20 protein-coding genes are annotated in these 18,659 nt (G+C 62.4%); 11 read left to right on the top strand and 9 right to left on the bottom strand.

Translation table 11 applies throughout. The features are described 5' to 3' along the window. Positions 1-166 precede the first annotated feature (166 nt). A complete protein-coding gene (locus tag NCS67_RS21625; RefSeq protein ID WP_008348017.1) occupies positions 167-1,156 on the top strand; it encodes a LacI family DNA-binding transcriptional regulator in 990 nt (329 codons plus the stop codon). A gap of 75 nt (positions 1,157-1,231) precedes the next feature. Here NCS67_RS21625 and NCS67_RS21620 read toward each other — a convergent pair whose 3' ends face one another. Then, a complete protein-coding gene (locus NCS67_RS21620) occupies positions 1,232-2,521 on the bottom strand; it encodes an MFS transporter (RefSeq protein ID WP_175980811.1) in 1,290 nt (429 codons plus the stop codon). Positions 2,522-2,922: 401 nt separating this feature from the next. On the opposite strand from NCS67_RS21620, the gene NCS67_RS21615 reads away from it, so the two are divergent. Continuing rightward, a complete protein-coding gene (locus tag NCS67_RS21615; protein ID WP_250436509.1) occupies positions 2,923-4,878 on the top strand; it encodes a methyl-accepting chemotaxis protein in 1,956 nt (651 codons plus the stop codon). Positions 4,879-4,961: 83 nt separating this feature from the next. Here the strand turns inward: NCS67_RS21615 and NCS67_RS21610 are convergent, their stop codons facing one another. Next, complete coding sequence (locus tag NCS67_RS21610) at positions 4,962-5,270, bottom strand: non-heme iron oxygenase ferredoxin subunit (protein ID WP_008348011.1); 309 nt, start codon at positions 5,268-5,270, stop codon at positions 4,962-4,964. A gap of 17 nt (positions 5,271-5,287) precedes the next feature. Then, positions 5,288-6,367, bottom strand: a complete 1,080-nt coding sequence (locus tag NCS67_RS21605) for a fatty acid desaturase family protein (protein ID WP_250436508.1) — start codon at positions 6,365-6,367, stop codon at positions 5,288-5,290. 146 nt (positions 6,368-6,513) lie between these two features. On the opposite strand from NCS67_RS21605, the gene NCS67_RS21600 reads away from it, so the two are divergent. Together NCS67_RS21600 and NCS67_RS21595 are read left to right on the top strand one after the other, a co-directional pair. After that, positions 6,514-7,566, top strand: a complete 1,053-nt coding sequence (locus tag NCS67_RS21600) for a LacI family DNA-binding transcriptional regulator (protein ID WP_250436507.1) — start codon at positions 6,514-6,516, stop codon at positions 7,564-7,566. Positions 7,567-8,258: 692 nt separating this feature from the next. Further along, on the top strand, positions 8,259-9,320 hold the full coding sequence (locus tag NCS67_RS21595; RefSeq protein ID WP_250436506.1) for a glycosyltransferase family 2 protein: 1,062 nt from the start codon (positions 8,259-8,261) through the stop codon (positions 9,318-9,320). Positions 9,321-9,333: 13 nt separating this feature from the next. Here the strand turns inward: NCS67_RS21595 and NCS67_RS21590 are convergent, their stop codons facing one another. Then, the gene (locus NCS67_RS21590; RefSeq protein WP_502801873.1) at positions 9,334-9,789 is read right to left on the bottom strand and encodes a hypothetical protein; all 456 of its coding nucleotides are present in this window, start codon (positions 9,787-9,789) and stop codon (positions 9,334-9,336) included. On the opposite strand from NCS67_RS21590, the gene NCS67_RS32105 reads away from it, so the two are divergent. After that, positions 9,697-10,149, top strand: coding sequence for a Rossmann-fold NAD(P)-binding domain-containing protein (locus NCS67_RS32105; protein ID WP_502801870.1), 453 nt, complete (start codon positions 9,697-9,699; stop codon positions 10,147-10,149). The genes NCS67_RS21590 and NCS67_RS32105 overlap by 93 nt on opposite strands. A gap of 38 nt (positions 10,150-10,187) precedes the next feature. Beyond that, positions 10,188-10,445, top strand: a complete 258-nt coding sequence (locus tag NCS67_RS21580; RefSeq protein WP_033536198.1) for a hypothetical protein — start codon at positions 10,188-10,190, stop codon at positions 10,443-10,445. A gap of 17 nt (positions 10,446-10,462) precedes the next feature. Here NCS67_RS21580 and NCS67_RS21575 read toward each other — a convergent pair whose 3' ends face one another. Further along, positions 10,463-11,875, bottom strand: a complete 1,413-nt coding sequence (locus tag NCS67_RS21575; protein WP_250436503.1) for an HdeD family acid-resistance protein — start codon at positions 11,873-11,875, stop codon at positions 10,463-10,465. A gap of 129 nt (positions 11,876-12,004) precedes the next feature. On the opposite strand from NCS67_RS21575, the gene NCS67_RS21570 reads away from it, so the two are divergent. Next, positions 12,005-12,631: a DUF1349 domain-containing protein gene (locus tag NCS67_RS21570; RefSeq protein WP_250436502.1), complete on the top strand. Its 627-nt coding sequence runs from the start codon at positions 12,005-12,007 to the stop codon at positions 12,629-12,631. Positions 12,632-12,740: 109 nt separating this feature from the next. On the opposite strand, the gene NCS67_RS21565 is transcribed toward NCS67_RS21570, so the two are convergent. Continuing rightward, positions 12,741-13,529: an aldolase gene (locus NCS67_RS21565; RefSeq protein WP_250436501.1), complete on the bottom strand. Its 789-nt coding sequence runs from the start codon at positions 13,527-13,529 to the stop codon at positions 12,741-12,743. Between the two features lie 242 nt (positions 13,530-13,771). Here NCS67_RS21565 and NCS67_RS21560 point away from each other — a divergent pair, with 242 nt between their 5' ends. Continuing rightward, positions 13,772-13,975 carry a cold-shock protein gene (locus NCS67_RS21560; protein ID WP_008347993.1) on the top strand — a complete coding sequence of 68 codons (204 nt, stop codon included), beginning with the start codon at positions 13,772-13,774 and terminating at the stop codon, positions 13,973-13,975. A 369-nt stretch (positions 13,976-14,344) separates the two neighbouring features. Then, positions 14,345-14,695 carry a hypothetical protein gene (locus NCS67_RS21555; protein WP_250436500.1) on the top strand — a complete coding sequence of 117 codons (351 nt, stop codon included), beginning with the start codon at positions 14,345-14,347 and terminating at the stop codon, positions 14,693-14,695. 223 nt (positions 14,696-14,918) lie between these two features. On the opposite strand, the gene NCS67_RS21550 is transcribed toward NCS67_RS21555, so the two are convergent. Then, the gene (locus NCS67_RS21550; RefSeq protein WP_008347988.1) at positions 14,919-15,686 is read right to left on the bottom strand and encodes a sulfite exporter TauE/SafE family protein; all 768 of its coding nucleotides are present in this window, start codon (positions 15,684-15,686) and stop codon (positions 14,919-14,921) included. A gap of 82 nt (positions 15,687-15,768) precedes the next feature. Here NCS67_RS21550 and NCS67_RS21545 point away from each other — a divergent pair, with 82 nt between their 5' ends. Beyond that, the gene (locus tag NCS67_RS21545) at positions 15,769-16,659 is read left to right on the top strand and encodes a LysR substrate-binding domain-containing protein (RefSeq protein WP_175980791.1); all 891 of its coding nucleotides are present in this window, start codon (positions 15,769-15,771) and stop codon (positions 16,657-16,659) included. Here the strand turns inward: NCS67_RS21545 and ppk2 are convergent. Continuing rightward, the gene (ppk2, locus tag NCS67_RS21540; RefSeq protein ID WP_008347984.1) at positions 16,656-17,747 is read right to left on the bottom strand and encodes a polyphosphate kinase 2; all 1,092 of its coding nucleotides are present in this window, start codon (positions 17,745-17,747) and stop codon (positions 16,656-16,658) included. The genes NCS67_RS21545 and ppk2 overlap by 4 nt on opposite strands. 52 nt (positions 17,748-17,799) lie before the next feature. Continuing rightward, on the bottom strand, positions 17,800-18,021 hold the full coding sequence (locus NCS67_RS21535; RefSeq protein WP_008347983.1) for an HP1242/YdcH family protein: 222 nt from the start codon (positions 18,019-18,021) through the stop codon (positions 17,800-17,802). A gap of 222 nt (positions 18,022-18,243) precedes the next feature. Here NCS67_RS21535 and NCS67_RS21530 point away from each other — a divergent pair, with 222 nt between their 5' ends. After that, on the top strand, positions 18,244-18,555 hold the full coding sequence (locus tag NCS67_RS21530; protein WP_250436499.1) for a hypothetical protein: 312 nt from the start codon (positions 18,244-18,246) through the stop codon (positions 18,553-18,555). Positions 18,556-18,659: the final 104 nt, after the last annotated feature.

Raw genomic sequence — 18,659 nt, 5'->3', positions numbered from 1 at the left:
AAAGCAATAAGGAAGAAAACGTTTTCGGGACTATATCGATCGGCGCGACGCGCCGTCAATCGCCGTCTGGCATGCAAAACGCCGCATGCAAAACGCAAGTTTCGATGTCATCGTTTCCCGAATTTCTGCGACAATCCGTTAACAGTGCGAAAACGTTACCCTCCGAATGAAAAAAATTTCCCCGACCATTCGCGACGTCGCCGCTGCGGCAGGCGTCTCCGTCGCGACCGTCTCGAAGTACATCAATGGCGCGCAGCGCTTCTCCGCGCCGGTCGAGGCCAAGCTCAAGGAAGCCATCGATTCGCTCGGCTACCGCTCGAACCCGCTTGCGCGCTCGATGATTACCGGCAAGACGCGCACCATCGGTCTCACGATCCTCGACATCAGCAATCCGCACTTCACGCATGTCGTGAAAGGCGCGAACCGCATTGCGCTGCGGCACGACTACACGCTGCTGCTCGTCGATATCGACGAGAATCAGGCGCGCGAGCGGCCGCTCATCGAAGCGCTCGCGCAACGCGTGGACGGCCTGCTCGTCAGCTCGCGCCTGGCAGACGAAAACGCGCAGTGGATGCTCGATCTCGACAAGCCCGTCGTGCTGCTGCGTAACGCCGAGCTGCCGATTCCGAGCGTCGGCATCAACAGCCGCCTCGCTACTTACATGCTCGCGCGTCATCTGCTCGATCTCGGGCATCGCCGCATCGCGTATCTCGGCTTCGAGCACGCGCGCATCAACGATGAACGCATTCGCGGCGCGCGCGAGTGTCTCGCCGAAGCGGGCCTCGAACTCGACATCTACGAAGCCCATGCGCCAACGTCGCTTGCCGGCGAACAGGCTTGCTCGCGCGTGATGCTCGGTCCGAAGCGCCCGCAAGCGGTGATCTGCTACAACGACCTGATCGCGCTCGGCTTCATGAAGGAAGCCGCTTCGCTCGGCATTCGCGTGCCGCAGGACGTCTCGGTGACCGGCATCGACAACGTGCCCTACGGCGCATACGCCGCGCCGGGACTCACGACCGTCGACATTCAGAGCGAGAAGATGGGCGAACTCGCGATGCAGAAGCTCATCGACGCCCTCGCCGGTCATCCCGATCCGGGCAACTCCATGTTCGAGCCGCGGCTCATCGTGCGTGAATCGACTGCTGCCGCTGCATGACGTACGCCGCGCTGCCTGCAAGTTGCGAGTGCGGGCGGCGCGGCGCATGTCTTGACTAATAATCGCTAATACGAATTACGCTGCGAGCTTCGCCGGCGTCATCTTCGGCGTGAGCAAGTGCATGATCCCGAAGGCGATGAGATACGCCGATGCGCCGATCGCGAACAGCACCCAGTAGTGACCCGTGCGTTGCAGCACCTGGCCGATCACTTCCGAGAACAGCACGCCGCCGATCGAACCGGCCATGCCGCCGATGCCGACCACCGCGCCCACCGCACGTCGCGGGAACAAGTCCGATGCCGTCGTGAAGAGGTTCGCCGACCAGCCCTGATGCGCCGCTGCGGCGAGACCGACGATGGCCACCGCGACCCACAGGTTTTCTGCCTGCGAAACGAACGCGATCGGCAACACGGCGCATGCGCAGATCAGCATTGCCGTCTTGCGCGCCGCATTTACGGTCCAGCCCGCGCGCAGCAGCGCGGAAGAAATCCAGCCGCCGCCGATGCTGCCAATGGTCGTGATCGCGTAGATCACGACGAGCGGCAAGCCGATGTGCTGCATGTCCATGCCGCGCGATTCGTTGAGCCACTTCGGCAGCCAGAACAGATAGAACCACCACACCGGATCCGTCAGGAACTTGCCGACGATGAACGCCCACGTCTCACGCTTCCTGATGAGTTCCTTGAACCCCGGCGCGCGCGCCTTGGCGTTGGCCGCGTCGGCGGCGTTGGTGTCATCGCCTTCGTCGGCGATTTCGTCGTCGTGCGCGCGGCCGTCCGGCTGGCGGTACATCACGAACCACACGACGAGCCACACGAGGCCGATCGCGCCGACCATCACGAACGCAGCGCGCCACCCGAAGGCCACCGCGAGCGCGGGAATGAGTGCCGGTGCGAAGACCGCGCCGATGTTCGCGCCGGAATTAAAAATACCAGTCGCGAGGGCGCGCTCACGGCGCGGGAACCATTCGGCGGTCGTCTTGATGGCCGCGGGGAAGTTGCCGCCCTCGCCGATGCCCAGCAGCGCGCGGACCATGGCGAAGCCCATCACGGAGCCGACGGCCGCGTGCAGCATCGCGGCGATGCTCCAGACGAACATCGCGAGCGCATAAGAGATGCGCGTGCCGAGCCAGTCGACGATACGCCCGAAACACAGCAGGCCGATCGCATAGAAAGCCGAGAACGCGATCACGATGCGGCCGTACTGCACCTGCGTCCAGCCGATGTCGTGCTGCAGCATGGGGGCGAGCAGACCGAGGATCTGCCGGTCCATGTAGTTGATGACCGTGGCGAAAAACAGCAGCGCGCACACGGTCCAGCGATAGCGGCTGGCGGTACGCACGACGCCGGCAACGACAGTGTTCATGTAAGTCTCCGGACGCGGCGGCGCTCGTCGTGCCGCGTTTCTTGTTGCGTGAACGGCGACGAGCGCCGTGGGCGATGGCTTTGCGCCGGTTAAAAGCGCAAGCTCGCCGAGGTTTTGGAAAACGTTTTTTCGAAGAATAGTGGGTTTGCTGCCTACTGGCTATCCTAGTATTTGCCCTAATCTGTGGCAGAACTGTTGCTGACGGGCGAGTTGGAAGCCCTTTCAGCACCCGTATCGACGCGTAAGAAAAGTTAATCGTTTTCTAGGATTTGTCTTGGGAAACAGGAGCCGCTCGGCGCGCGCGATGCCATCGCATCGGCTTTCATGCCTGCGGCAAATTAAAGTTTCTTAAGCATCTGCCGATAAGGATCATCACAACTCTTATCGCCCAGTGATTCCCCATGTTTCGTAATGTTCTGGCCCGGACCAACGTCGGGACCAAATTCGCCGTGCTCGCCTGCGCGCTCACGGCAGTCGTCGTCGCGTTCTTCACCGTCGCCGTCACGCGCAGCGCGGGCGAGCAAGTCGATACGCATGCGCTCGCGCGCGTCGAAAGCGAGAATCGCTCGATCGCGACGATGATCTGCCTCTTCGACAAGGCCGTGAGCGCGGAAGTCACGCGCTTCATGACGATCTTCGCGCATCGTCTGCCTTCGACGTTCGCGCTCGATGAAACCCGCACCGTGGACATCGACGGTAAAGCCACGCCGACTTTCCTCGCGGGCGACAAGGCGCTGAACAACGACTTCACGATTCCCGACGCGTTCCTCGAGGAAAGCGGCGCCATCGCGACGATCTTCGCCCGCACCGGGGACGATTTCGTGCGCGTGACGACGTCGCTCAAGAAGCAGGACGGCACGCGCGCGATCGGCACGCTGCTCGACCGCAAGGGCCCCGCGTATGCGCCGATCCTTGCAGGCAAGCCCTATATCGGCATCGCGGCGCTTTTCGGCAAGCAGTACATCACCGCGTACAAGCCCGTCACCGATGCATCGGGACGCATCATCGGCGCACTTTTCGTTGGCGTCGACGTGACATCCGAATTCGCAGCGTTGCAGGACACCATCGCGAAGCTCGCGATCGGCGCGAGCGGCTATCACTTCGTCGTCGATGCATCGACTGGCCCGAACCGCGGCAAGCTGCTCGTGCATCCCGGTTCGAAAGGCGAACTGGCCGATGAGCGCGTTGCGCCCTTCAAGCAGATGCTCGACACGCACGAAGGCGAGCTCTCGTTCGACGGCCCCGATATCGCGGGCGCGGATTCGCGCGTGCATGGCGGCAACAAGGAAATCATCTATATGACGGTGCCGCAATGGCAATGGATGATCGGCGGCATTGCATATCGCGACGAAGTGCTCGCCGACGTTCACGCGAGCCGCAATCGCTTCCTGGTTCTCGGGCTCGTCATCGTGGCGCTGCTCGTCGGCGTGCTGCTCTATGCGGTCACGCGACTCGTGGGCCGTCCCATCGACGACGTGACGCGCGCGTCGGAACGCATCGCCGCGGGCGACCTGACCGTGCGTATCGACAGCGCGCGCGAGGACGATATCGGCCGGCTGATGCGTGCGATCGACGGCATCGCGCGCGGACTCGCGGGCATCGTCGCGCAGGTGCGCAGCGCATCGGCTGACATGAACGAAGGGACGGCGCGCATTGCATCGGGCAGCAGCGATATCGCCACGCGCATCGCAACCCAGGCCGCGAGCGTCGAAGAAACCGCTGCGAGCATGGAAGAAATCACGAGCACCGTGCAGCAGAACGCTGCGAATACGGCGCAGGCGGGGACGCTCGTCGCGTCCGCATCCGATGCCGCGCGCGCAGGCGGTCATGCAGTCGGGCGCGTGGTCGCGACGATGGGCGAGATCGACGCATCGGCACGACGCATCGCCGACATCACCGCGACGATTGAAGGCATCGCGTTCCAGACCAACATTCTCGCGTTGAACGCTGCCGTCGAAGCCGCGCGCGCGGGGGAGCACGGCAAGGGCTTCGCGGTGGTCGCATCGGAAGTGCGCGCGCTCGCACAACGCAGCGCGGGCGCAGTCAAAGAGATCGAAGTGCTGATCGCCGAATCGGCCGCGAAGGTCTCGCACGGCTACAAGATCGCCGAGGAAGCGAGCAGCACGATGGGCGGCATCGTCGAGCAAGTCTCGCGCGTGAATGCCATCGTCGATGAAATCGGCGTTGCGTCACGCGAGCAGGCAAGCGGCATCGAGCAGGTGAACAGCGCGGTCATGCTGATCGGCGAAGCGACGCAACAGAACGCCGCGCTCGTCGGTGAAGCGGAGCATTCCACCGCCGAACTGCGCGATCAGGCCGAGCGGCTTGCGCGCGTCGTCAGCATGTTCCGCGTTTAAGCCTTCGCGCATTCATAGCGGTTCAAGCGGACGTGGCGCGTCGTCGTGCGCGCCACATACCGACGTCGATCGTCGACGGGGCATCAGACCTCGATGAAGATGCGGCCATCCTCGACTTTCGCGGGATACGTCCGCAGCTTTTCGCAAACAGGCGCGCACAGCGGCCGGCCGTCGCGAATGTCGAAGCGTCCGTTGTGCTTCGGACATTCGATGACGTGGTCCATCACGAATCCGTCGCTCAGATGAACGTGCTCGTGCGTGCATAGGCCATCGCTGGCATAGACGGCATCGTTCACACGATAGATCGCGAAGGTGCGGCCATCGTGATCGAAACGCATCACGTCTTCGTCTTCGATATCGTCCATCGCAGCTGCATCGATCCATTGCGTCATCGGAACGGCCTCCTTGGTCATGCCTGCGTCGCGGCGGGCATCGGTCTTTCGACGTGATACGACGGATCGCGCGTTTGCCGCACGAGCGCCGGAATGATCTCTGCATATGCCGCGATCGTGCTCGTGTAAGGCGGCGGCATGTCATGCTTCACCGCTTCGTGCAGGCGCGGCAGCGCGTAATAAGGCACCATCGGGAACATGTGATGTTCGACGTGATAGTTCATGTTCAGATACAGAAAGCGGAACACGGGATTCATCATCACCGTGCGGCAGTTCTTGCGATGATCCAGCACGTTCTCCGGCATCCCCGCATGCTGCGTGAGGCCGAAGAAGAGATAGAGCCACGCGCCGTACAGACTCGGCAAGCCGATATAAAGCAGGGGAAGGATGGAATGAGACACGAAGCATGCGCCAATCACCGCCGCATAGATCGCGAGCGTCACGCGCGCTTCAAGAATGACTTTCGGCCATTCCGATTCCGGCACGTAGGTCTTTTCTTCGTCGCCGATATCGCCGAACGCGGATGAAACGATCTTCGGCACTTCGCCTGCTGCGTGCTTCAGCGCGAAGACGTTCAATGCGAGACTCAGCCAGTCCGTCGGCAGCGGCACGGCAATCTCGCGATCCCTTCCGACGACCAGCGTATCCGTGTGATGACGCGCGTGACTCCAGCGCCAGATCGTCGGCCGGCGAAACACCTGAAACGACGCGAACTGATAGAGCGCCTTGTTCATCCACGACGTCTTGAATGCGGTGCCGTGACCGCTTTCGTGCCAGCGCGAATCGGCGGGGCTGCAATAGAGCGTGCCGTAAAGAAGAAATGCGGGAATCGCCCAGAGCGAATGCGCTTGCCATGCGAACCACGCCAGCACGCCGCTCGCGATGATCGACGCATACCAGAGCAAGGTGTCGCGGATGGCGCGTGCATCGCCACGCTGCATCAGGCTCTTCATGACCGGCCGCGGCACCGCGCACTTGTACCAGTCCGCATTGACCAGGCCCGACGCTTTCGCACGCTCGCCTGCGCCGCCGATGAGCCGGTAATCGCGATAGCCGTCCCGCGCGCCCGCACCTTGCGCCTGCTCGGAATCCATCATGTCACCTCAAGCGATGATTGGATTTGCATCATTCGTCATTGCTGATTCGATGATAAAAGCGGATGCATCGCCCGCGCAATCTTCACGCGCATTTGCTATCTTTAGGCATCATCGCGCGAATTGGAAACCCATCAATTACATCAAAGATGAGCAAGCGTCCCACGCTTCAATCCGTGGCCGATGCTGCCGGCGTCAGTCCGGCAACAGTGGATCGCGTCTTCAACGGACGTCTCAGCGTGCGCGAAGGCACTGCATTGCGCGTGATCGAGGCAGCCGAGCGCATCGGCTATCACGGCGCAGGCTTGATGCGCGAACGTCTGCGCGCGCAACGCGGCGAGCGCCATGAACGCTACGCCCTCGGCTTCTGTCTGCAGAAACGTGCGGATCCCTTCTATCAGACGTTCGCGCGCATTCTGACGGATGCCGCCGCGCGCCACGAACCGGAGCATTGCAACGCCGTCATCGAGTACATGGATGAACTCGATCCGGCTTCCATCGCACGCACGCTGCTTACGCTCGGCGAGCAGGTGGATGCGCTCGGCGTGGTCGCAGTGGACCATCCGCATGTGACCGCCGCAATCGAAACGCTTCACGGGCAGGGCAAGCCGACGGTCACGTTGCTATCGGATCTGAGTGCGCCCTTACGCGCGGGTTATATCGGCGTCGATCCGCGCAAGAGCGGACGCACGGCCGCGTGGGCCGTGAGCCGCCTCACGCGTCGCGACGAAGGCACTGTTGGCGTGTTCGTCGGCACGCCGCGTTATCTCGGTCAGGAAAGCTGCGAGATCAGCTTTCGCTCGTACTTGCGCGAACATGCGCCCGGATTGCGCGTGCTCGATACGCAGATCAATCTCGAAGACAAGCAACTCGCTTACGAGGCGACGCTCGCGATGCTCGCGCGTCATGCCGATCTCGCCGGCCTCTATATCCCCGGCGGCGGCGTGGGCGGCGTGATACGCGCGCTGCGCGAAGAGGCCGCGGGACGACGCATCGTCACCGTGTGCAGCGACCTGATGCCCGACCGGTACGAGGCGCTCGTCGAAGGCGTCATCGATCTCGTGATCGACACGCCGCTTCAGCGCATCGCCGAGACGGCCATTCAGGCAATGCTGCGCGCGTTGCAAGCGCTGCCGGGCGAAGCAGCACAGGCCAGCCAGTATCCGCTGCCGGCGCAGCTTTATACGCCGGAGAACGTCTGAGCTTGATAGCGTGCCGCTTCAACCGAATGCGTATTTTTTTCTTCTTCGACCTCATGACGCCAAAGTCATGAGAAAAATATGCAGGGCATTGCTACAGTCGCTTGCACGCAGAAACCGTTTGTCACGACTGAATGCTGAAGATGCTCGGGCATGTGGCCGAGCGCACCGAACTGCGACCATCGACTCAGGACGATAACGTTTGCGAGCCATCCTGCGTCGCCGATATGAAGCGGCGGCGATGAAATCCCAGCTTCACGCGGCCGTTTTTCCACTAGTATGTCCCGGTGGACTGCATTTGCCTGCACGCTGAAAGAGGCGAGTGTCATCGCTTCGTTGCTTTGAAGGACTAGCATGCAGTTGCTCGGGGAACCCGCCCGGCAAAAACGGCTCTATTAACGATTGTTCCATCGACATGCACGTCAGGCCGGGGTGTCCGGGGCCCGCCATATGACGTGACATGCTCCAACAATAATGCGCTGCCAGAGCTTCCCGTCTTGTACGGTGATCGAGCCAGCCTCATCCATCAGACCAGCTGCATGTCCGGTCGTGCCGCAATCAATCACAAGGTGATGCGCGTTTGCGCGCGGCGGCACGGCGGGACATCGACAACGGCTCTTCGCATGGTGCGTGCGGAGAGACAGAGCCCAATCAATCGACGGAGAGCGTCATCCATGCCGTTTGAGAGTGACTCCTTGCGAGACACCAGTCCGCTGCTCAGCATCGTCGTGGCGGCTTATAACATCGAGGGATACATCGAGGAAGCGCTCGAATCCCTCCTGTCCCAACCTCATATCGACGCGATGAAGATCATCGTGGTCGATGACGGTTCTCGCGATGAGACCTATGCGGCAGCGCGCTCGGTCGTGGAGCGCGATCGCGGCGTGCACATCGAATTGATACACCAGGAAAATCGCGGCCTGAGCGCCGCGCGCAATACCGGCCTCGCGGCGGTGCGAACGCCTTATGTCGGCTTCCTGGACGGCGACGATATCTATCTGAAGGGCTTCACCGAAGCGATGATCCCGGTGCTCGCCGAGCGCAAGTGGGATGTGGTGGAGTACAACGTCAAGATCATCGATGACGACGACCGCGAGCTCGATAACATCGAACTCGTCGACCATGCGACGAGCGGCGGTCATCCGATGGATCGCGCGGCGCTGCAGCAGTTTGCCGATCGATTCCATACCTTTGCGTGGGCGCGCGTCTATCGCACCGACCTGTTCGACGCAGCGCCCTTTCCCGAAGGACGAAACTACGAAGACATGGCCCTCGTGCCCTCGACTTATCTGCGCGCAGAAAGCATCTATCGGATTCCCGCGCCGCTGATCGGCTATCGGCGGCGCTTCGGCAGCATCACGCAGACAGCCAAGCTGCGCGACATGCACAATCTGCGCCTCACAGGGCAGGAAGCGCTCGCACGTTGCGACGGCAGTGACATGGACGATTTCTGGCTCACCGTCTTCGACAAGCTCTTTCAGCGTGCGTGCCACGTTTGCGCGCGCGTCGATCGCGCTTCGTTCAAGCAGGCGTCCGAGACGCTCACGGCCATGGCCGTCGATCATCGGAAGATGCGCGAGAAACTCACCGAAGGCGGCAAGCGTCAGGTTGTCGAACTGAAGCCGTTCGATCTGAACGTACGCGCGGACCGCTCGATCCACTTCCTCAAGGGCCTCGTGAAAAAGGTGTTGCGCCGCAGCCTCGATCATCATCAGCGGGCGCGGCGGCCGAGCACGTCCAATCAGTTGAGCGGATGACGCGGCCCCCCTTTCACGCCTCTTCGATGGCGCGCAAGCTCATTCGCTTATAGGCATCGACGAGCAATGCGCCCTCACCGCGCTTGTGCGCGACGGCGAGGCGCATTGTTTCTTCGCCTAGCTGCCAGATCAGGAACGCGAGCGCATTGACGCGCTTGCTGTCCGCACGCGGCATCACGCGCCGGATCGCCGACGCCAGCAATGCGCCGCACGCGCGGCTCTCCGCGATCTCGATGTATTCTTCGACGCGTCGTTGTCGAGCGGCGCCGAACGCATCGTGCTGTTGTCGGGACGTGGCGAAGAAGAAGCGCAGGCGGCGGAAGAAGCGCTGCAACGCTCCGGGGCGAGTTGGACCATCCTGCGTTGCAGTTGGTTCATGCAGAACTTCAGCGAGAGCTTTCTGCTGGATCCGATCCGTGAGGGCACGCTCGCGCTGCCCGTCGCCGATATCAAAGAGCCTTTCGTCGATGCGGAAGATATCGCCGATGCAGCCGTCGCCGCACTCACGCAGCCAGGCCACGAAAAGCGGCGTTACGAACTCACCGGACGTCGCGCGATCACTTTCGCCGAAGCGCTCGCATGCATCGCGAAAGCGACGAGACGTGACATGCGGCTCGTGCCCGTGCCGCCCCATGCATTTCGCGACGCTCTGCTCGCGGCTGGCGTGCCGAAGCCCGAGACCGACCTGATTCTCTATCTCTTCACGACCGTGCTGGATGGCCCCAACGACAAGCCCGCCGATGGCGTGCGCGCCGCGTTGCATCGCGAAGCCTGCTCGTTCGAGGACTACGCCACGCGAGCCGCGGCGAGCGGCGTATGGGATGTGTGACGCACGAAGCCGCCACTGTTTCGCGGTAGACTTGAGGGATGGAAAAATGTCCCTACTGCGAGCGAATCCGTGACGAATGGGACTGTCACGGTCAGGAATGCCGCACCGCCATCGCCCGCGCGCTGCGTCGACAGCGCATGGGATTGCCGATGGTACCGAAGGTCATTCGCAATGAGATTCCGCCGGGCGCGTCGACGGGCGAAGTGATCGCTCAGCTATCGCGTCAGCGCTTGCGCGCACGGCGCGCGAACGAGGAACGCCGCGCACGCAAGGAAGCCGAAGACCTCGATCTATAGCGTAGCGGCGCAGCGCATCAAACGCGTGCGGGCGGATCGGCATTCGATCCGCCGTTCTGCGCAAGCGCACCTTCCTCGCGCCATGCACGCCGCGACTTGCGCATCTTCGTAAGCGCCATGCGCGCGACCTTTAGCCAGCCATAGGGACGCGGATCGGCAACCATGCTGAGCGCGCGCGCATAGTCGAGCGTGAGGCCGGGCGTCCAGGCCATCGTCACCGCGCGCTTGCGTATCTGCGCCGCGACCCACAGTTCCGGCGTCACGATCATCCTGACGAGCGCGCCCCAACCCGCGCGCGAACCGTAAAGGCGCCCTGCCGCCCCTTCGAGCGCGGCGTCGAGTGCGCGCGACACGCTGCTCGAACAGTTGCGGTGCGTGAGGTTATAAGTCGTATCCGCGCGATAGTTGCGCCAGAAACTATCGAGCCGCGCCGGGTCGTAATTGCGGATACGCACGCGCACGGTCGATGGACACCATGCCTTCGATTCGATCGCATAACTCGGCTGGAACACGCCGGGCACATCGTTCTCGCGCGTGGCACGCAGCAGGCGCGCGAAGTCATCGGGCGAGCGGTCGATTTCAACCGCGGGATAGAGACTCACATAGATGCCTTCCGGCGATTCGAGCGCCGCGTGTCCCGTCGAGATCACGCCATTGCGATCCACCGCGGCGATATAACGATCGACGATCGGGTGCCATTGCGTTTCGGCCTTCGACGATCCGACCGGCGTCCACACATGCACGGTGAGCGCCGGTTCGTTATCGGCGGGTGGGCCGTCCCATTCGCTGGCTTGCAAGACGCGCGCTTCGTTATCGCGCGCCTTGTCCGCAACGCTCGCCGCTTCCGCGCTTGCATCGCCCCATACGGCCGGATTGCTCGTCAGCTTGCGCACGCGCATGCCGATCATGATCAGATTCCAGCCCGCGAAGATAAAGAACGCACCGATGCAATACGGCACCGTGCCTTTGTAATGCGTCGGATACGGTTGAATCATGAAGATGCCGAGGACGATCTCGAAGATGGCGAAGCCGAGTGCGACACGATAGCGCCGGTAACGCACGACAAGCGCCGATGTCGCCTGCAACAGGCCGTCGAAGATAAACGCGAGCCCGATCAGGATCGAAAGAACGAAGTGACCGTGATGATCGCCTTCGAAGATCAACGCGGCAGTAAGAACGAATGCAATGCCCTTCGCATAGCGCAGTCTGCGCTGTCCGCCGACGCCCGCCCACGCGACGGACAATGTCAGCGCGCCCTCGATCAGCAGCAGCCAGCCGACGAACGCGACCGGAAAGCCGAGCGCGCCGTCGAGGGCATCGATGAAGACGCCGATGCCGACGGCCAGAAGCAACCAGCCCGTGACCGTCAGGCTGCGCCAACGATTGCGCAAATAGTCGACGCCCAGCAGAATCATCATCAGCTTGACCATCGTTCTCTCGATTCAAAGCGTGACGGTAAGTGTTCGTATGTTAATGCAGTCGACACAGAAAACCGTTTTCCTACGACCGTTCGTTGCCCTGCACTGCGTCACGCGCGGCAGCATGACGGCTTGCGCGCCGTGAAATACTTGCGCTGCCATCTTCACGCGACGCCAGACGCCATGTTCGAGCAATGCCGATGGATCAACGAGCCCGCGCAATGGCGCGTCGACAACGACACGCTCATCGTCACCACCGACACGAACACCGACTTCTGGCGCGAGACGCATTACGGCTTCGTGCGCGACAACGGCCATGTTTTCGCGGCGAGCGTGGAAGGCGACTTTACGGCGGAAGTCGCCGTCGCTGGCGATTTCTCCGCGCTATACGATCAGGCGGGCCTGATGATCCGCGAAAGCCCCGAGCTCTGGATCAAGGCCGGCGCCGAATACAACGACGGCGCGCTCACGTTCAGCACCGTACTCACGAACGACCTCTCGGACTGGTCGCTCGGCTCGCGTGCCGGCGCAAACCGCTTCCGGCTTCGCGTGACGATCGCGCAAGGCGTGCTGAAAGTGCAATGCAGCGCCGATGAAGGCAACTGGACGCTCATGCGTCTCGCGCCTTTCTCATCGAGCAGCGCGAACGCACGATGGCTCGTCGGCCCGATGTGTTGCACGCCCGAGCGCGGCGGTCTCACGGTCTATTTCTCAGACTTCACGATCGGGCCGCCCATCGTGAAAGACCTGCACGACATCTCGATGTAAGGCACACCGGCTCGCAAAAACACTCATTTGCAGGGCCAGGCCGCGATTCCTGCAGCAGACCGACATGGGCAAACGCGGCTGGTTCAGGCGCTTCGACGCGAAGGAGTCATCACGCCTCGAAATCGATGCCTCGCGCGCGCAACTGGCGCATGCCACTCGCGAGATGCGCCCGCGCGCTTTCGGCATCGCCCGCGCGCATCTGTTCGTACGTGCGCTGCGCGATCTCGTGTGGCACCGGCTTGAGCGGCCGGTTCGCGCTCATCGCGCGCAATTGCACTTCGGCCGCGCGCTCCAGATAGTAGAGATCGTCCCAAGCCTCCGCGATAGTTGCGCCTGCAACCATCACGCCGTGATTCTTGAGGAACAGGATATCGGCGTCGCCCATCGTGCGCGCGATGCGATCGCCTTCCGCGTTGTCGAGTGCGAGACCGTTGTAGTCCTCGTCGACCGCCGTGCGGCCGTAGAACTTCAGCGACGTCTGCCCGAGCCACAGAAGCGGCGGGCCGTCGAGCAGGCACAGTGCGGTCGCGTTCGGCATATGCGTATGAAAAGCCGCCTTCACGCGCGGCATCAGCTTGTGCACGCGTGCGTGAATGTAGAATGCGGTCGCTTCGGGCTCGCCTTCGCCGTCGATTACGTTGCCGTGGAAATCGCAGATCAGCAGACGCGACGCCGTGATCTCGCCGAACGCATAGCCGTAGGGGTTCACGAAGAAAAGATCGTCGTGCCCTGGAACCATCGCCGAAAAATGATTGCAGACGCCCTCTTCGAACCCGTTCAGCGCCGCCAGCCGGAAGCAGGCTGCAAGCTGCCGGCGCGCTTCGGCGATCCCGGGCGCGTCGAGCCGTGCGGAAGCGGACGCGGCGCGCGGTGCGCCGCTCGAAAGCGTATGTGCCATATGAGCTTGCCTTTGTCGTTTGCGTGACCGTGAAGGCGAGGATAATCGAAAGGACGCGCGCATTATGTCCGACAAAAAAAATCAGCGCGACCGGCGCCTGAGCGCGGAGTATGACGCGTGTATGTCATGTCTCTTAGCAGAAACGCTTATTTGAACTCCGACTTGTGGCATGGTAAAACTCTATGCCGCTCGAAATTCGAAGCGCATCTTCAACGTAATTCGTCTCAATAGGGTTTGGAAAAATGGCAACAGGTACTGTGAAGTGGTTCAACGATGCAAAGGGTTTTGGCTTCATCACGCCGGACGACGGCGGTGAAGACTTGTTTGCACATTTCTCCGAAATCCAGTCCAAGGGTTTCAAGTCTCTCCAGGAGAATCAAAAGGTGAGCTTCGAAGTCAAGCAAGGCCCGAAGGGCAAGCAAGCTTCGACGATCCAGCCGCTGTAAGTTTCAACGCTGGCGCCTCAGGCACGAAACGGCCCGTATGGGCCGTTTTTGCATTGGTGCACGCGGAGATTATTTATCTACCGGATGGTCGGGATTTTCGCGCCAGCGCAAACTGACCTCGGCGCGCATGTCCTTTGAATAAATCAGTAGAATAAATACTGTATTTGCAGCGCCGTTCTCATTGACGGTAATGCGAAATTCTTTCCTCTGATTCACGTGAACTCGGCAAGCAATCGGAAAAAATGCCGTCCGCTGGTTCGGCACAAAACAAAAGCATTGCTCGTCTTCGTTTGGTTCCTGACTTGCGATGCGCGCGCGCAATCGTTCGCGGCGAATCAAAATGCCGCGCGTTTCGTCTCGGAGGTTGTGATGAACGACTTTCGCACCGCCCAGGCGGGCGGCGGTTACGTGTTTTCCTACGATAGCCGCGAAACCGAAGCGTCCTTGTCTGCCAGGCTCGATCGCTGGCTTTCGGGCGCCGATCCTCAGGCCATCGCCATGGACCCAGCGGAAAAGCAGGCGCTCTTCGGCTTCTACTGGGCCGCCAGCATGATGCCGGCGAATTCGCCGTGCTTCCACGACATCGCCGACCCGGCTTGCGGCGCGGATCTGTCCAAGTGGATGGCGCGCGAACTCGACGACGATCCGCGCTTCATCCGTGCCTACGAGTCCGCGAGAAAGCCGCTCGGCCTGCCGCCAATCGAACGCAACGCGCACTAAGCGGCATACGGGCGCGATGTGTTTCGTCGCGGATTCTCGAGCGAAAACATCCGATTCGCGCGCGCCTGATCGATGCGGATTTCGGCGTTTCGGGCTCGTCTTCCTCGCGCGATCCGTGCAGCAGCACGATCTTCGCCGCGATGCTTGCGAGCAGCGATAACGCCCCGATAGTCTCAAGCAAGGCGGGAATCATGTCGGTCTCCCTGAACGTCGACGCACTCGATCATCGATGCGAGAGCATCGGCCCGTAGGTCTTTACGAAAAATGCAATCGTGATACCGGCGCTGACGATCAAGGTGCCCGCGCGAACCCACTGCGGCGGCGCGCGCCGGCCGATCTGCGCGCCGCCATACCCGCCGGCGATCGCCGCGAGCAGCATCGCGATCGTCTCCGGCCAGCGCACTGCCTGCGCCGCCGCGAACGTCAGCACTGCCACCGAGTTGGCCGCGCTCACGAGCAACGTGCGCGGCGCGTTAAGGCTCTTCAGGTCGCGCGAATCGAGCAGGCCCCAGACGGCCATCATCATGATGCCGACCGCGCCGCCGAAATACCCGCCATACACGCCGAGCGCGAACTGGATCGACAGCACCGCCGCCGCGCCGATATGCCAGCGCCGCCGCAACATCTCCCCCAACTTGCGGCCGAACGCAAGCGTGAAGCTCGCGCACAGAAGCAGCCACGGCAGCACGAACGAAAACGTCCGCGACGACGTGGACAGCAACAAGACTGCGCCGACGAGCCCGCCGGCGAGCGTCGTCACGAGCATCTTGCGGATCGACACCGAGCCGACCGGACCGAGCCCGTCGCGATAGGCCCACGCGCTCACGACACCGCCCGGAAACAGCGCGACGGTGCTCGAAGCGTTCGCCTGAACCGGTGGCAAGCCGGCGGCGATCATCGCGGGGAGGCTCACGAACGAGCCGCCGCCGGCCAGCGCATTCATCGCGCCCGCAAGAAAACCGGCGCCGATAACGACAATGAAGGGTTCCATGCGACAGATGCTAGCGACGCGGCCGTCCCCTTACAATCTGGCATTTCCAATGCGAGGCTTCGGCCAATCCGAAGGAAGCGCAATGCGTTTCGATCTGACCGACATGCGGCTTTTCCTGACCGTGGTCGAGCGCGGCAGCATCACGGCGGGCGCTCAGGCGATGCACCTCGCGCTGGCCTCGGCGAGCGAGCGCATCGCGGGCATGGAGGCCGCGCTTGGCGCGCCGCTGCTCGAGCGCAACCGCCGCGGCGTGCAGGCGACCGCCGCCGGCGATGCCTTCGTGCGCCACGCGCGCGCGATTCTCGGCCAGGTCGAGCAGATGCGCGGCGAGCTGCGCTCGTTCGCAACCGGCCTCAAAGGCCGCATCCGGCTGATGTCCAACACGGCGGCGCTGGCCGCCTTCCTGCCGCCGAGACTCTCGCGTTTTCTCGTCGCCTATCCCGATCTTTCGATCGATCTCGACGAACGCCCGAGTGTGGAGATCGTGCAGGCGCTCGCGGAGAGGCGCGCGGATCTCGGCGTCGTCTCGGACACGACAGATCTTGGACAATTGGAGACGCATCTGCTCGCGAAGGATCGACTCGTGGTCGTGGCGAATCGCGCGCATCGGATTGCGGGAGAAAGCGAGGTGGCGTTCGCGGAAATCGTCGGCGAGGCATTCGTCGGGCTGTCGGATGCCGCGCTCGAATTGCATCTTGCGGAGCGCGCCTCGCGACTTGGCCGGCAGATCGGCTACCGAATCCGCATGCGCAGTATCGACAACGTCGGGATGCTCGTCGAATCGGGCATCGGACTCGCGATTCTGTCCGAGGCATCGGCGCGGATGCTGGAGCGGCCGACGCTCGCGGTCGTGCCGCTATCGGAGCCGTGGGCGACACGCCGTCTGCATCTGTGTGCCCGCGACTTCCGCGCGCTCACGCCGCACGCGCGTTTGCTCGCCGAAACGTTGATGGACGGCGCAACCGCAAGCTAGAACGGACGCCCGACGATAAACGGATCGACCGCGCCGATCGCTTTGAGATCGCGATTCGCGTAGGGCAGCTTGTGCAGCACATAGCGCATCGCGTTGAGGCGCGCGCGCTTCTTGCAATCGGAGCGTACGACGGTCCAGGGCGTGTCCGCGCTATCGGTATGCGCGAACATGGCTTCCTTGGCGTCGGTGTACGCATCCCACTTGTCGAGCGACGCGAGATCGACCGGACTCAGCTTCCATTGCTTCAGCGGATGAATCTCGCGCTCCTTGAAGCGTCGGCGCTGCTCGGCGCGGCTCACGGAGAACCACAGCTTGATGACGTGCGTGCCGCTCTGCGAAAGATGCCGTTCGAACGCGGGCACCTGCTGCATGAAGTCTTCGTATTCGCGCGGCGAGCAGAAGCCCATCACGCGCTCGACGCCCGCGCGGTTGTACCACGAGCGGTCGAAGAGCACGATTTCGCCCGCCGTCGGCAAGTGTTCGACATAGCGCTGGAAATACCACTGACCACGCTCGCGCTCGGACGGCTTTTCCAGTGCGACGACGCGCGCGCCGCGCGGATTCAGATGCTCCATGAAGCGCTTGATGGTGCCACCCTTGCCCGCCGCGTCGCGCCCTTCGAAGAGGATGACGACGCGCTGACCCGTGTCGCGCACCCACGCCTGCAACTTCAGCAACTCCACCTGAAGGCGATACTTCTGCTTCTCATACGCGCGCCGCGACATCAGGTTCCGATACGGATAGCCGCCATCTCTCCACGACGGCGACAGTTCGTCGTCGGGATCAGGCGTGCCGTTGGCGGCCCGCAGCATCGCGTCGCCATCGAAAAGATGGGCGCGCAACGCCGATACTTCATCCGGCGACATACCGCCGATCAAGGTTCGGACGGTATCGACCAGCGATTCAGCTTGTGCGCCGTCTCGCGCGTCGAAGCGCTTCAGTATGTCGTCCAGGCTGCTCGTCAGCAGGTCATGCGCCGCTTCGACCGCGCGGCCCGTTTCTTCCTGTTCGATGGACGGCGGCTTCGTTCGCGCCGCGACGCCGCCGTCGCTCGATTCGGCAGTGTTACCTGGCGATATCAACTTCATTCCTTCCTCGATGTTGTTGCTCGGAGTCTCTGTCTCTCACGTCGTTTTGTCTTCAGGCGGCTTCGTGCGCCTTTCGCAAGACCGTGTAGAGCTTGTCCTTCAGCAGCAGCTTTTCTTTTTTCAGCGATTCGATGGCGAAGCCATCCGCAGGCGTGACACCGGTCTCCATGTTGTGGATCTGATGATCGAGTTCGTTGTGGCGCTCGAAGAGCCGCGAGAAGTGGCCGTCTTCGGTCTTCAGGCGCGAGATGAGATCGCGATATTCGGGAAACATGCTTGATCCTCCGGTTGATAAACAATTAGCAATTCGAAGTACATATTACCGACCGGAGAGGGCCTTTTCTTAGACAAATATCAAGCGATGCTGTGTCAGACCGCCGCGGATTGCATTTGCAAGCACCTAGGCAAAACCCTCTTTCGCCCGGGTATCGTCCTTGCACAGAATGATGTCGCCGGCCGGGCATCCGCGCGGCCGGCGTGAGCCAAGGAGGCCGACATGAAGAAAAGCCGCAATTGCGCGCAGGGACGCGCCCTGCACATTGCGTTGATCGCCGGCGCTGCTGGCTTGTGCTTCGCCACGGCGGCCAGCGCGGACAGCCAAGCCGCGAAGAAGATGGGCCAGATGGGCGTCATCAACCAGACACTGCAGCCGAAGCCCCTGAAGCCGGCGACGCCGAACACGCCGAACGCGAATACGACGACGCCGAACTACAACGCGAACTCGAACTACAACCCCAACGCGGGCAGTACGGCAAACGGCGCCGTGCCCGGAACGCCCGCCGCCGCGGGCGCGCCCCCGAGAAAGTAGGCGCCATGTGCGCGTCGGGCCGCTCGTTGGATCGGGAGCGGCCCGAGCCCTTCCCAGCGAACCGGCGCGCGCGTTCGCACGGCCGCGCATTGTCGATCTCTTAT

Origin of the sequence: Caballeronia sp. ATUFL_F2_KS9A (genome assembly GCF_023630765.1) — a bacterium.
Classification (GTDB): domain Bacteria; phylum Pseudomonadota; class Gammaproteobacteria; order Burkholderiales; family Burkholderiaceae; genus Caballeronia; species Caballeronia zhejiangensis.
This window is presented reverse-complemented; position numbering and strand designations above follow the sequence as displayed.